The sequence below is a fragment of the Janthinobacterium amylolyticum genome (assembly GCF_051380655.1).
Taxonomy (GTDB): domain Bacteria; phylum Pseudomonadota; class Gammaproteobacteria; order Burkholderiales; family Burkholderiaceae_D; genus Janthinobacterium.
Map to the genome: position 1 here is coordinate 160,241 of NZ_JBNYXL010000002.1, position 12,665 is coordinate 172,905.

The 12,665-nt window shown below is 63.9% G+C and carries 11 protein-coding genes; 10 read left to right on the forward strand and 1 reads right to left on the reverse strand.

The window, feature by feature from the left end:
* The first annotated feature begins 4 nt into the window (after positions 1-4).
* From ACQ4WR_RS04325 to ACQ4WR_RS04370, 10 genes are all read left to right on the forward strand, one after another.
* The gene (locus ACQ4WR_RS04325) at positions 5-1,156 is read left to right on the forward strand and encodes an ABC transporter substrate-binding protein (protein WP_436485553.1); all 1,152 of its coding nucleotides are present in this window, start codon (positions 5-7) and stop codon (positions 1,154-1,156) included.
* A 73-nt stretch (positions 1,157-1,229) separates the two neighbouring features.
* Positions 1,230-2,108: a branched-chain amino acid ABC transporter permease gene (locus tag ACQ4WR_RS04330; RefSeq protein WP_034780386.1), complete on the forward strand. Its 879-nt coding sequence runs from the start codon at positions 1,230-1,232 to the stop codon at positions 2,106-2,108.
* Entirely contained in the window at positions 2,105-3,109 is a 1,005-nt protein-coding gene (locus ACQ4WR_RS04335; RefSeq protein WP_102294662.1) for a branched-chain amino acid ABC transporter permease, read from the forward strand. Before ACQ4WR_RS04330 ends, ACQ4WR_RS04335 begins: the two co-directional genes overlap by 4 nt.
* A 1-nt stretch (position 3,110) precedes the next feature.
* On the forward strand, positions 3,111-3,866 hold the full coding sequence (locus ACQ4WR_RS04340) for an ABC transporter ATP-binding protein (protein ID WP_102294660.1): 756 nt from the start codon (positions 3,111-3,113) through the stop codon (positions 3,864-3,866).
* Entirely contained in the window at positions 3,866-4,597 is a 732-nt protein-coding gene (locus ACQ4WR_RS04345; RefSeq protein ID WP_436486092.1) for an ABC transporter ATP-binding protein, read from the forward strand. Before ACQ4WR_RS04340 ends, ACQ4WR_RS04345 begins: the two co-directional genes overlap by 1 nt.
* Before the next feature lie 129 nt (positions 4,598-4,726).
* Positions 4,727-5,341 carry a phenylacetic acid degradation protein PaaY gene (paaY, locus tag ACQ4WR_RS04350; protein ID WP_102294659.1) on the forward strand — a complete coding sequence of 205 codons (615 nt, stop codon included), beginning with the start codon at positions 4,727-4,729 and terminating at the stop codon, positions 5,339-5,341.
* A gap of 82 nt (positions 5,342-5,423) precedes the next feature.
* Positions 5,424-7,475, forward strand: a complete 2,052-nt coding sequence (gene paaZ, locus ACQ4WR_RS04355; RefSeq protein ID WP_436485556.1) for a phenylacetic acid degradation bifunctional protein PaaZ — start codon at positions 5,424-5,426, stop codon at positions 7,473-7,475.
* Between the two features lie 416 nt (positions 7,476-7,891).
* Positions 7,892-9,154 (forward strand): hypothetical protein, encoded by a 1,263-nt coding sequence (locus ACQ4WR_RS04360; RefSeq protein ID WP_436485558.1) that lies wholly within the window; start codon positions 7,892-7,894, stop codon positions 9,152-9,154.
* A gap of 10 nt (positions 9,155-9,164) precedes the next feature.
* Positions 9,165-9,569 (forward strand): type 2 periplasmic-binding domain-containing protein, encoded by a 405-nt coding sequence (locus ACQ4WR_RS04365; RefSeq protein WP_436485560.1) that lies wholly within the window; start codon positions 9,165-9,167, stop codon positions 9,567-9,569.
* 58 nt (positions 9,570-9,627) lie between these two features.
* Complete coding sequence (locus tag ACQ4WR_RS04370; protein WP_436485562.1) at positions 9,628-11,202, forward strand: methyl-accepting chemotaxis protein; 1,575 nt, start codon at positions 9,628-9,630, stop codon at positions 11,200-11,202.
* A 237-nt stretch (positions 11,203-11,439) separates the two neighbouring features.
* Here the strand turns inward: ACQ4WR_RS04370 and ACQ4WR_RS04375 are convergent, their stop codons facing one another.
* A complete protein-coding gene (locus ACQ4WR_RS04375) occupies positions 11,440-12,663 on the reverse strand; it encodes a M24 family metallopeptidase (protein ID WP_102294653.1) in 1,224 nt (407 codons plus the stop codon).
* Positions 12,664-12,665: the final 2 nt, after the last annotated feature.

Sequence of the window (12,665 nt, forward strand, 5' to 3'; positions counted from 1 at the left end):
CATAATGATTGCCAATATCTTCAAGAAAACCCTGATCGCCGGCGTGCTGGCCATGTCCGCCGCGGGCGCGTATGCGGCCGATAACATCAAGATCGGTTCCGTGCTGTCTGTCACGGGCCCGGCCGCCTTCCTGGGCGACCCGGAACTGAAAACCCTGCAGCTGTACATCGAGAAGATCAACGCTGCCGGCGGCGTCCTGGGACGCAAGCTGGAACTGGTGCATTACGACGACGGCAGCGATGCGGCCAAGGCCAACGGCTTTACCAAGCGCCTGATCGAGTCGGACAAGGTCGACGTGCTGATCGGCGGCACCACCACCGGCGCGACGATGGCCATGGCGCCATTGGTCGACCGCGCCAGCATGCCTTTCATTTCGCTGGCAGGCGCCGTGGTGATCATCGACCCGGTCAAGAAATGGGTCTTCAAGACGCCGCATACGGACCGCATGGCGGCCGAGAAGGTATTCGAGGACATGAAGAAGCGCGGCATCAGCAAGGTGGGCCTGCTGTCGGAAACGAGCGGCTTCGGCGCCTCGGGCCGCAAGGAATCGCAGATCGTCGCCGCCAAATACGGCATCACCCTGGTGGCCGATGAAACCTACGGTCCGAAGGACACGGACATCACGGCGCAGCTGACCCGCATCAAGAATACCAAGGGCGTGCAAGCCGTCTTCGTCTTCGGCCTGGGCCAGGGCCCGGCGGTAGTGACCAAGAACTACGGCCAGCTGGGCATGGCCGCGCTGCCGCTGTACCAGTCGCATGGCGTGGCGTCGGACGAGTATCTGAAACTGTCGGGCAAGTCCGCCGAAGGCGTGCGCCTGCCGACGCCAGCCCTGCTGATTGGCGCCATGCTGCCGGACAGCGACGCGCAAAAGGCCGTCGTTGTCGGCTACGACAAGACGTATAAAGAGCGCTACAAGATCGATCCGTCGACCTTTGGCGGCTATGCGCTCGACGCCCTGAACCTGTCGGTCGACGCCATCAAGCGCGCCGGCGGCACGGACCGCGAAAAAGTGCGCGCGGCGCTGGAGTCGACCAAGGGATTTGTCGGCACGACGGGCGTCTTCAACATGTCGGCAAAAGACCACATGGGTCTGGACCTGTCGGCCTTCCGCATGGTCGAAGTGAAGAACGGCGAATGGCAATTGTCGAAATGATGTAAGCCGGAAGCACCTGTGCGAGGCCGCCCTCGAAGGCGGCCCGCGCGTAGCCGAACATAATGGAGACACCATGGAAGTCGCTCAATTTCTGCAATTTTTGTATTCCGGGATGACGGTCGGTTCCGCCTACGCGCTGGCGGCGCTGGGCTTTACCATCATCTACAACACCAGCGGCGTGATCAATTTCGCCCAGGGCGAGTTCATCATGCTGGGCGGGATGCTGGCCGCCGTGATGTCGGCCGCCGGCGTGCCGCTGCCGCTGGCCATCATCCTGGCCGTCATCGCCACCGGCATCGTGGGCCTCTTGATGGAAAAAACCGTGATCGAACCGGCGCAGAACGCGCAGGTCATCACTCTGCTGATCATCACCATCGGCGCCTCGCTCGTGCTGCGCGGCCTGGTGCAAATCTGGCTGGGCAAGGATACGCATTCGCTGCCAGCCTTTTCCGGCGACGCGCCGATCGAATTCCTTGGCGCCAGCCTGCTGCCGCAAAGCCTGTGGGTGCTGGGCGTGACGGTCGTCATCGTGCTGGTGCTGGGTTGGTTCTTCGGCCGCACTCTGATGGGCAAGGCCATGCTGGCCACCTCGCACAACAAGCTGGCCGCGCAACTGGTGGGTATCAACACGCGCAAGGTGCTGCTGTTCTCGTTCGGCCTGTCGGCCCTGCTGGGCGCGGCGGGCGGCATTCTGGTCGCACCGATCACGTATACCTCGTATGACGCGGGCATCATGCTGGGCCTGAAAGGCTTTGTCGCCGCCGTCCTTGGCGGCCTCGGTGGCGGCGCCGGCGCAATCGCCGGTGGCCTGATCCTCGGCATCGCCGAAGCCATGACGGCCGGCTACATCTCGTCCGCCTACAAGGACGCGGTGCCGTTCGTGCTGATTCTGTTAATCCTGTTCTTCCTGCCGCAAGGCCTGTTTGGCGCTAAAAATTCGGAGCGTGTATGAGCAACTTTTTGACACGTTCGCGCCACGGCGGCTTGATACTGCTTGCGCTGATCCTGGCCATCCTGCCCCTGTTCCTCAGCAACGCCTTCTACTATGACGTGGCGATCCGCATCGCCCTGAACGCCATCGTCGTCATCGGCCTCAATCTTTTGATGGGCTACACGGGCCAGATCAGCCTGGGCCACGCCGGTTTCTATGGCCTGGGCGCGTATGCGTCGGCCGTGCTGACCACGCACTACGGCTGGCCGCCGCTGGCCGCGCTGGCCGCCGGCGCCGTCGCCACCGGTCTGCTGGCGCTGCTGCTCGCCCGTCCGGTGCTGAAACTCAAAGGCCATACCCTGGCCATGGCGACCCTGGGCCTGGGCATCATCATTTCCATCGTCATCAACAACGAGACGCAGTGGACGGGCGGCCCGGACGGCATCGGCGTGTCCGCCTTCACCTTGGGCGGGCTGGAAATCGCCGGTGAAAAATCCTGGTACCTGGTGTGCGCCGTGCTGCTGTTGCTGGTCACGTGGCTGGCCCTGAACCTGATCGATTCGCCTGTCGGCCGCGCGCTGCAGGCGATCCACGGTTCGGAAGTGGCGGCCCGCGTGGTCGGTGTCGACACGACCCGCTTCAAGGTGCGCGTGTTCGTGCTGTCGGCCGTCATTGCCAGCATCGCGGGCAGCATCAGCGCCCATTACATCGGTTTCATCACGCCCAACCTGGCCGGCTTCTTCCACTCGATCGAGCTGGTGACGATGGTGGTGGTGGGCGGCATGGCGTCGATCTTCGGTTCCATCATCGGCGCGGCCCTGCTGACGATTCTGCCGCAACTACTGTCCAGTTTTGAAGGCTGGGAAACGGTGGTGTTTGGCGTGATCCTGATGGCCACCATGATCTTCATGCCCAAGGGCCTGGTGCCGAGCCTGGCCAGCCGTTCGCGCAAGCGGGCAGGGCTGCCGCAGGCACCCAAAGCCCCTGAAGGCGCGGCAAAACCACCGGCACAGGAGGTGTGAGATGCTGACGATTAATAATCTGAGCAAAAGCTTTGGCGGCGTGCACGCGGTGCAGGATGTCAGCTTCACGGTCAAGGAAGGCAATATCCATTCCGTGATCGGGCCGAACGGGGCCGGCAAGACGACCCTGTTCAACCTGATCACGGGCGTGTACACGCCGAGCAAGGGCGAGATTTTGCTCAATGGCGAGAACGTGGCCGCCATGCCGCCCGATGCGCTGGCGCGGCGCGGCATGAGCCGCACCTTCCAGAACCTGCAAGTGTGCATGAACATGACGGCCATCGACAATGTGATGGTGGGTGCGCATCTGCGCCTGAACCAGAACCTGTTCGCCTCCATGCTGCGCCTGCCGTCCGTGCGCCGCGCCGATGCGGCCTGCCGCGACGAGGCGGCGGGCCTGATGGAGTTTGTCGGCGTGGGCCGGCACATCGGCGACGAGGCGGGGCAGATGTCGTATGGCGCCTTGAAACGCCTGGAAATCGCGCGCGCGCTGGCAGCCAAGCCGAAAGTGCTGCTGCTCGATGAACCGGCGGCGGGCCTGAACCACACGGAGACGGGCGAGATTGAAGCGCTGATCCGCAAGGTGGCGCAGTCGGGCGTGACGGTGGTGCTGGTTGAACATGACATGAAACTGGTGATGAATCTGTCGGACCATATCCTGGTGCTCGACTATGGCAAGAAGCTGGCCGAAGGGACCGCCGCCGAAGTGCGCGCGAACCCCGACGTGGTGGCGGCGTATCTGGGAGTGGCGGCATGATGAAGATGGAAAAACCTCAGACACCGCTGGTGCTCGACATCCAGGGATTGACCAGCCACTATGGCCGCATCCAGGCCCTGCACGGCATCGACCTGCAGGTGCGCCAGGGCCAGCTGGTGGCGCTGGTGGGCGCCAACGGCGCCGGCAAGACGACCCTGCTGCGTGCCATCTCCGGCGTGCAGCCGATCAGCGCCGGCAGCATCGCTTTCGCCGGCCAGGACGTCAGCCGCATGAGCGCAGACAAGCGCGTGCGCAGCGGCATCTGCCAGGTGCCGGAGGGCCGCCAGGTGTTCGGACCCATGACGGTGGAAGACAACCTGCGCCTGGGCGCCTTTACGCGCCCGCCGCAGGACGTGGTGGGCGACATGGAGCGCATGTACGGCCTGTTCCCGATTCTGAAGGAAAAGCGCTTGCTGCTGGCCGGGACTTTATCGGGCGGACAGCAGCAGATGCTGGCCATGGCGCGCGCGCTGATGGGCCGCCCGCAACTGCTGCTGCTCGATGAGCCGAGCATGGGCCTGGCGCCGCTCCTGATCGCGGAAATCTTCCGCATCGTGGCCGAACTGCGCGACCAGGGCATCACCATCTTCCTCGTCGAGCAAAACGCCCACGCGGCCCTGTCGATCGCCGACGTGGGTTACGTGATCGAGACGGGCGCCATCACCCTGTCCGGGCCGGGGCCTGAATTGCTGCATAACGAGCAGGTGCAGAGCGCCTACCTGGGCATGTAAGGACGTAGGTCGGATTAGCGCGTAGCGCGTAATCCGACAACATTGTTGGCGCTACAGGTGTTTGTCGGATTACGCCGTTCCGGCTAATCCGACCTACGCACATGGCACGATAGTTAAAAGGAAAACACCATGGTCAAAGTCTACGAAATCAACGGCGTCACCCCCGTCGTCCACCCCAGCGCCTACGTGCATCCGTCGGCCGTGCTGATCGGCGACGTGATCATCGGGCCGCGCTGCTATATCGGCCCGCTGGCGTCGATCCGTGGCGACTTCGGCCGCTTGATCCTGGAAGAAGGCGCGAACCTGCAGGACACCTGCGTCATGCACGGTTTCCCCGGCTGCGACACGGTGGTCGAAGTCGATGGCCATGTGGGCCATGGCGCCGTGCTGCATGGCTGCCGCATCGGCCGCAATGCGCTCGTCGGCATGAATGCCGTGGTGATGGACAACGCCATCATCGGCGAGGAATCCATCGTCGCCGCCATGAGCTTTGTGAAGGCAGGCATGATCGTCGCGCCGCGCAGCATGGTGGTCGGCACGCCGGCGAAAATCATCCGCGCGCTGACCGACGATGAAATCCAATGGAAAAGCTCGGGCACGGGACAGTACCACGAACTGGCCGTGCGCTCGATGCAGACGATGCGCGAGGTGGAAGCCCTGACGGAAGTCGAGGCAAACCGCCAGCGCCTGAATTTTGAATCCGCATTGCCGCTGCATTTGCACAAGAACGCCGCCGCGCAATAAGCAATATGGGCGTAGGTCGGAATAGCGGGGCCAAGCCCCGCGTAATCCGACGCCACCGCCAACATCATTTATGGAGAAAAAAATGGCTCATGTTTCAACCCTGCAAAGCCTGATCGCCGGCCGCTGGCTGGGCGACAGCGCCGCCGTGCCACTGCACAGCGCCTTGAATAACCGCGTCATCTATCACACGCACGCGGAAAAGATCGACTTCGACGAAGCGGTGACGTATGCGCGCAGGACGGGCGTTCCGGGCCTGATGGCGCTGGACTTCCAGCAGCGCGCCGCGCGCCTCAAGGCGCTGGCCCTGTACCTGGTCGAGCGCAAGGAAGAACTGTATGCGATCTCGCACCTGTCGGGCGCCACGCGCGCCGACAGCTGGGTCGATATCGAAGGCGGCACGGGCACCCTGTTCGCCTATGCCAGCATGGGCAGCCACGAGCTGCCGTCGTCGAACGTGCTGCACGAAGGACCGGCCATCGCGCTGGGCAAAAAAGGCGGTTTCGCCGGCACGCACATCCTGGTGCCGCGCGGCGGCCTGGCCGTGCACATCAACGCCTTCAACTTCCCCATCTGGGGCTTGCTGGAAAAGTTCGCGCCGAGCTTCCTGGCGGCCATGCCCTGCATCGCCAAGCCGGCCACGGCGACGAGCTACCTGACACAGGCCGTCGTGCGCATGATGCATGAATCGGGCTTGCTGCCGGCCGGCAGTCTGCAGCTGGTGATCGGCTCCACGGGCGACTTGCTGGACCGCCTGAATGGCCAGGATTTCGTCACGTTTACAGGGTCGGCCGCCACCGCCGCCAAGCTGCGCACGAATCCGAACCTGATCGCCCAGTCCGTGCCTTTCAACGGCGAAGCCGATTCGCTCAACTGCGCCATCCTGGCGCCGGACGTCACGCCCGACGACGTGGAATTCGATCTGTTCGTCAAGGAAGTCGTGCGTGAAATGACGGGCAAGTCGGGGCAGAAATGTACGGCGATCCGCCGCATCATCGTGCCGGAGCACCTGATGGATGCCGTTGGTACGCGCCTGCGCGAACGCCTGGCCAAGGTGGTGGTGGGCGACCCGTCCATCGAGGGCGTGCGCATGGGCGCGCTGGCCTCGAAAGAGCAGCAGAACGACGTGGCCGAGCGTGTCGCCACCCTGTCGCAGGGTAATGAAGTGGTGTTCGGCGCGGCCGACGGTTTCAGTCCTTTGGGCGATGGCGCCCATGACGGCAGCTTCTTCTCGCCGACCCTGCTGCTGTGCCGCGACGCGTTCGGCAACGACGCCGTGCACGACGTGGAAGCATTCGGCCCTGTCAGCACCATGATGGGCTACAAGGACATCGACGAGGCGCTGGCCCTGGCCGCGCGTGGCAAGGGCAGCCTGGTGAGCACCCTGGTGACGCGCGATCCGAAGATCGCCGCGCGCGTGGTGCCGCAAGTGGCCGCCACGCATGGCCGCGTGCACGTGCTCGAACGCGTGGCATCCGTCGATTCGACGGGCCATGGCTCGCCCCTGCCGCAACTGAAGCACGGCGGCCCTGGCCGCGCGGGCGGCGGCGAGGAGCTGGGCGGCGTGCGCGCGGTGCGCCATTACCTGCAGCGGGCGGCCGTGCAAGGCTCGCCCACCATGCTGGCGGCCATCACGGGCGAATACGTGCGCGGCGCGGACGTCAATGAAAGCCCGATCCACCCGTTCCGCAAGCACTTCGAGGACTTGAAGACGGGCGACTCGCTGCTGACACACCGCCGCACCGTCAGCGAAGCGGACATCGTCGCCTTTGGCGGCATCTCCGGCGATTTCTTCTACATGCACTTCGACGAAATCGCCGCCAAGGAATCGCAGTTCGGCAAGCGCATCGCCCACGGCTACTTCGTGCTGTCGGCCGCCGCCGGCCTGTTCGTCTCGCCTGGCGTCGGCCCCGTGCTGGCCAACTATGGCCTGGATAATCTGCGCTTTGTCGCGCCGGTGGCGATTGGCGACACCATCCGCGCGCGCCTCACATGCAAGCGCAAGGTCGACCGCAACCGCAAGGACGTGTTTGGCGTGGGCCAGGGCGTGGTCGCGTGGGACGTGCAGGTGACGAACCAGAACGAGGAACTGGTCGCCAGCTATGACATCCTGACCCTGGTCTCGAAGCGCGAATAAGCGTTAGCTACAGCACTGCCAGCACTGGCGCCGCCCGCGATCTGTTACGCGCGGGCGGCGTTTTTCATGGCCGAACGGCAGCCAGGTGCCGGTCAGGTCATTTTGTCTTGAATTATCCATAAGTGTATGAAAAATATAGCGAAAGTGTGGTTTTGCACCGCGTGCTATTTAGATAAAACCCTCTAGAACGCGTGCTTTTTCCTGGAAAATGGGGGAAATCTCTCATTGCCTCAAGAAAACTTTCCTAAGCAAAACCTTTTCTCTGTAGCATGGTTTGACTCACTGGTCACACGCCATGCACGCCTCCAGGGGCGATGGCGGCGCGAAAAACGGACCCGGCCTGCCACGGCCGGTGAGCCACCGACCTCGAGTCCAATTCCACGATTATCGTTCACCGCTACGGGTATTTAATTACTATGAATAAACACGTCCTGATTTTACTGCTGGCCATGCCCCTGGCCATCAGCCATGCCTATGCCGAAGAAGTCGATGGCCCCGCGATCAAGATCAGCGGTTACGGCACGGCCGCGCTGACCATGGCTGACACAGACAATGCACAGTTTGCGCGTCCGAACCAGGCCAGCGGCGCCGGTCGCACCGCGCGCACGGGCGTCGATTCCAATGTGGGCCTGCAGGCCAACGTCACCGTCAATCCCTGGCTGTCGGCGACGGTACAGGGCCTGGCGCGCAAGGATGGCGAAAACGACTTCGGCGCCGAACTGGCGTGGGCCTTTGCCAAGGCCAAGGTGTCGGACAGCTTCAGCGTGCGCGTCGGCCGCATGGGCCTGCCCGTCTTCATGATTTCCGACTACCGCAATGTGGGCTATGCGAACACCATGCTGCGTCCTCCCGGCGAGATGTATTCGCAGGTGCCGCTGAACAGCATCGACGGCATCGACGGCACCTACCAGTTCAGCGCGGGCGACACCACCGTGACCACGCAGCTGGCGCTGGGCCGCACCAAGGCTACCCTGGCCACGGGCCCCGATTCGACCGTGCATGTGGAAGGCAAGTCCATCGTCGCCCTCAACGTGGTGGCTGAACACGGCCCTGTGACGCTGCGCTTCGGCCGCGCCGAGACCAAGTTGAGCATCAACGATTCGCCCAGCCTGAATACCCTGATGGGCGGCTTGCGCGCGGCTGGCAGCGGCTACCGGATCGCCCAGCTGGGCGCCCTGGCCGATGCGCTGGAAGTGAAGGACAAGAAGGCGTCGTTTACCTCCGTCGGCCTGGGCCTGGACTGGAACAATGTGCTGGTGCAGTCCGAATATGCGAAGCGCAAGACGGACAGCTATGTCAGCGACAGCACCTCGTGGTACGTGATGGGCGGCTACCGCATGGGCGCCTTTTTGCCCTACTACAGCCACGCCAGCCTGAAGGCCGATGGCCGCGTCAACAACAGCGTGCCGGCGGCCTGCCCTGCGGGCTACCCGGCTGCCTGCACGCCGACCCTGCGCGCCCTGTCGGCCGGAGTCGACACCCTGGCTTACACGCGCAACCAGCTCGAGCAAACGACGCATAGCATCGGCGTGCGCTGGGACTTCCACCGTTCGGCGGCACTGAAAGTGCAGATCGACCGCATCAAGCCAAAAAATGGCCCTGGCCTGTTCGTGCAAGCCAAGCCGGGCTTCCATGGTCCCGTCACGGTGGCTGCCGCCGCCATCGATTTTGTTTTCTAAGGAGCGCCGCATGAAACCTATTATTTTTGCGGCTGCCTTGCTGGCCCTGTCGAGCGCCGTTCCTGCCATGGCCGAAGTGGTCGTGGTGGTCAATGCTAAGAGCGGCGCCGGCGCCATGACGAATGAACAGGTGGCGCAATTCTTCCTCGGTAAATCGACGGCCATGACGCCGATCGACCAGCCGGAAAGCGCTCCCGTGCGCGCCGAGTTCTACAAGAAGGTGGCGGACAAGGAGCCATCGCAGGCCAAGGCCCTGTGGTCCAAGCTGGTCTTCACGGGCAAGGCCACCTTGCCGAAAGAGGTGGCGAATAGCGCCGATGTGAAGAAGGCCGTCGCCGCCGATCCGAAAGCCATCGGCTACATCGAGAAGAGCGCTGTCGACGGCAGCGTCAAAGTGGTGCTGACGGCGCCATAACGCCGTCCCGGGCCGCGCGCCCTGCCGCGGCCCGATACAAATAGATCAGGAGACAGCAATGAGCATCAAACGCAAGATATGGGCGCTGCCTGTCGTCTCGGCCGTGATTTTCGGACTGGGCCTGGCCGTCAGCGCCTATCTGTCGACGGCCACGCTCAATTCCATCCACGCCACCGAAAGCGCCGACTATCCGGTGCTCGACCTGGCCAAGTCGCTGACCCTCGACCTGGCCGCCGTCGGCGACGCCTTGCGCGATGCCGTCAGCGAAGGCGACAAGGAGCGCATCGGCCAGGTCGATGGCCAGGCCGTCAAGCTGCGCGAAAAACTGGCCGCCTTTGCGGCCATCCCCGGTCAGCGCGAGCACGGCGCGCGCCTGGCCAAGGAATTCGATGCCTACTATGCGCCTGCCCTGGGTGCGGCGCGCATCATGCTGGAGATGGAGGAAGGCGATCCGCAAGCGACGGTGACGCGCATGCAGGCTGCGCTGGCCGTGCTCAATACGGACCTGGCGAAGACCAACGAACAGGCGCAATTACAGTTCAAACAGGGCATCGAGCGCAGCGCCGCGAACGTGCGCAATGCCCTCAATACCAGCATTGCCGTGGCGCTGGCCGTCATCGTCTGCCTGGTGGCCGTGTCGCATTTCGTCGTGCGCGCCATCTGGCAGCAGCTCGGTGGCGAGCCCGAATATGCACGCCAGATCGCGCGCGCCGTGGCCGACGGCGACCTCTCGATGGAGATCGCCACCGAGGCGGGCGACCAGGCCAGCCTGCTGGCGGCGCTGAAGGAGATGCGCGGCCGGCTGGCCGGCATGGTATCCGGCATCAAGGCTTCGGCCGAAACCATCCAGGTGGCCAGCGCGGAAATCGCCCAGGGCAATGCGGACCTGGCCGCGCGCACGGAATCGCAGGCGGGCAGCCTGGACCAGACGGCGCGCAGCATGGACAGCCTGACTTCCACCGTGCGCGACAACGCCGCCAATGCGGGCCAGGCGCATGAACTGGTGGTGTCCGCGTCGTCGGTGGCGGTGAAGGGTGGGCAGGTGGTCAGCCAGGTGGTCACCACCATGGGCGAGATTAACGATTCATCGAAACGCATCGTCGATATCATTGGCGTCATCGACGGCATCGCTTTCCAGACGAACATCCTGGCCTTGAATGCGGCCGTGGAAGCGGCGCGCGCGGGCGAGCAGGGACGCGGCTTTGCCGTGGTGGCATCCGAAGTACGCAACCTGGCGCAGCGCAGCGCGGCAGCGGCGCGCGAGATCAAGCAACTGATCGGCGACTCGGTGGCCAAGGTCAACGCGGGCTCGAAGCTGGTCGACGAGGCGGGGCTGACCATGGGCCAAATCGTCGATTCCGTGAAAAAGGTGGCCGACATCATGGCCGACATCAGCGCCGCCAGCCAGGCGCAGAGCGCCGGCATCGGCGACATCGGCGTGGCCATCGGCAGCATGGACCAGATGACGCAGCAAAATTCCGCGCTGGTGGAAGAAGCGTCGGCGGCGGCCGAATCGCTGCAGGAGCAAGCCGTGCAACTGGGCACGGCGCTGGCCGTGTTCAAGCTGGCGCAGGGCGCGGTGGTGACGGATTACGCGCGCAGCGCACCTGCGGCTTACCTGGCGTTGCGGTGATGTCGGATTGCGCGCAAGGCGCTCCTGCGGCTTGTCCGGCATTGCGGTGATGTCGGATTACGCGCTACGCGCTAATCCGACCTGCCTGACATTACAGTTGATTGGATTAGCGCAGCGTAATCCAACAAAGGAACATCAAGCTAGCTAGCGGTAGGTTGGATTAGCGCAGCGTAATCCAACAAAGGGACATCAAGCTAGCGGCAGGCTGGATTAGCGCAGCGTAATCCAACACTCGGCCTAAGCCTGCAAGCCGAACGGATCGTCGATGCTGTGCGCCGGCTGCGTGAACCAGCGCGGACCGTTTTCCGTCATGTAGAAATGGTCTTCGTGGCGGATGCCGAATTCGCCGGGGATGCAGATCATCGGTTCGTTCGAGAAGCACATGCCCACGTCGAGCGGCGTGGTGTCATTGCCGACCAGGTAAGGCCATTCGTGGATATCGAGGCCGATGCCGTGGCCGGTGCGGTGCGGCAGGCCTGGCAGCTTGTAGCCGGGGCCGAAGCCGTCCGCTTCCAGCGAGACGCGGGCGGCGCGGTCCACGTCGCCGCAGGGCACGCCCAGCCGGGCGGCGGCAAACGCCGCGGCCTGCGCCGCCTTTTCGCTGTTCCACACGCTGCGCTGTCGCTCGCTGATGGCGCCAAACACATAGGTGCGCGTGATGTCGGAGATGTAGTTCATCACCTGGCAGCCCGTGTCGATCAGCACCGTGTCGCCCGCCTTCAGGGTCTGCACGTAATTCACGCCGTGCGGATACGCCGTCGCCTCGCCGAACAGCACGATGCAGAAATACGAGCGGGGCGCTCCCACCTTGCGGTGCGCGCGCTGGATGAATTCTTCCACTTCCACCGTCGTGATGCCTTCATGCAGCATGCTGGCCGTGGCCACGTGCACGGCCAGGGTCATGTCCATGACGCGCTGCATCAGGGCGATTTCCGCGGCTGACTTGCGGCTGCGGCAGTACGCGGTGACGGTGCGCGCATTTTCCAGCGCGTAGCCGGGCGCCAGCGGCTTGATGCCGTCGTAGATGAAGAAGGCGGCGCTTTCGCAGATGCCCACGCGCGGCGGCGTAGCTTCATCCTGGACGACGCCCATGCGCGCCAGCACGTCGACGAACAGCTGGTACGGACTTTCGTGCTCCTCCCAGCAATTGACCTTGCCTGCTATGACCATGAAACCTGTCAGGGTACTTTCTTCGAAGGCGGGCGCGATGTATTCGATGTCGCCGCTGGCTGGCAGGATGGCGCCGACCATGCGTTCGCTGGCATACCATTTGGTGCCCGTGAAATAGGTGAGGTTGGCGCCCGCGTTCAGGTAGATCGCGGCGATGCCCTGCTGGCGCATGAAGGCCTGCGCCTTTGCGATGCGTTGCGCGTGTTCGTCCTTGCCGATGGCGACCATGCCAGACGTCATGTCCGACAGCGATGCCAATGCCTGTTCGATGGAAGTGCCGCCTATGCTCATGC

Coding starts and splice junctions, on each gene's coding strand:
- ACQ4WR_RS04335 (WP_102294662.1), top strand. CDS start 2,105: ATGAGCAACTTTTTGACACGTTCGCGCCACGGCGGCTTGATACTGCTT.
- ACQ4WR_RS04325 (WP_436485553.1), top strand. CDS start 5: ATGATTGCCAATATCTTCAAGAAAACCCTGATCGCCGGCGTGCTGGCC.
- paaY (WP_102294659.1), top strand. CDS start 4,727: ATGGTCAAAGTCTACGAAATCAACGGCGTCACCCCCGTCGTCCACCCC.
- paaZ (WP_436485556.1), top strand. CDS start 5,424: ATGGCTCATGTTTCAACCCTGCAAAGCCTGATCGCCGGCCGCTGGCTG.
- ACQ4WR_RS04340 (WP_102294660.1), top strand. CDS start 3,111: ATGCTGACGATTAATAATCTGAGCAAAAGCTTTGGCGGCGTGCACGCG.
- ACQ4WR_RS04330 (WP_034780386.1), top strand. CDS start 1,230: ATGGAAGTCGCTCAATTTCTGCAATTTTTGTATTCCGGGATGACGGTC.
- ACQ4WR_RS04365 (WP_436485560.1), top strand. CDS start 9,165: ATGAAACCTATTATTTTTGCGGCTGCCTTGCTGGCCCTGTCGAGCGCC.
- ACQ4WR_RS04375 (WP_102294653.1), bottom strand. CDS start 12,663: ATGAGCATAGGCGGCACTTCCATCGAACAGGCATTGGCATCGCTGTCG.
- ACQ4WR_RS04360 (WP_436485558.1), top strand. CDS start 7,892: ATGAATAAACACGTCCTGATTTTACTGCTGGCCATGCCCCTGGCCATC.
- ACQ4WR_RS04370 (WP_436485562.1), top strand. CDS start 9,628: ATGAGCATCAAACGCAAGATATGGGCGCTGCCTGTCGTCTCGGCCGTG.
- ACQ4WR_RS04345 (WP_436486092.1), top strand. CDS start 3,866: ATGAAGATGGAAAAACCTCAGACACCGCTGGTGCTCGACATCCAGGGA.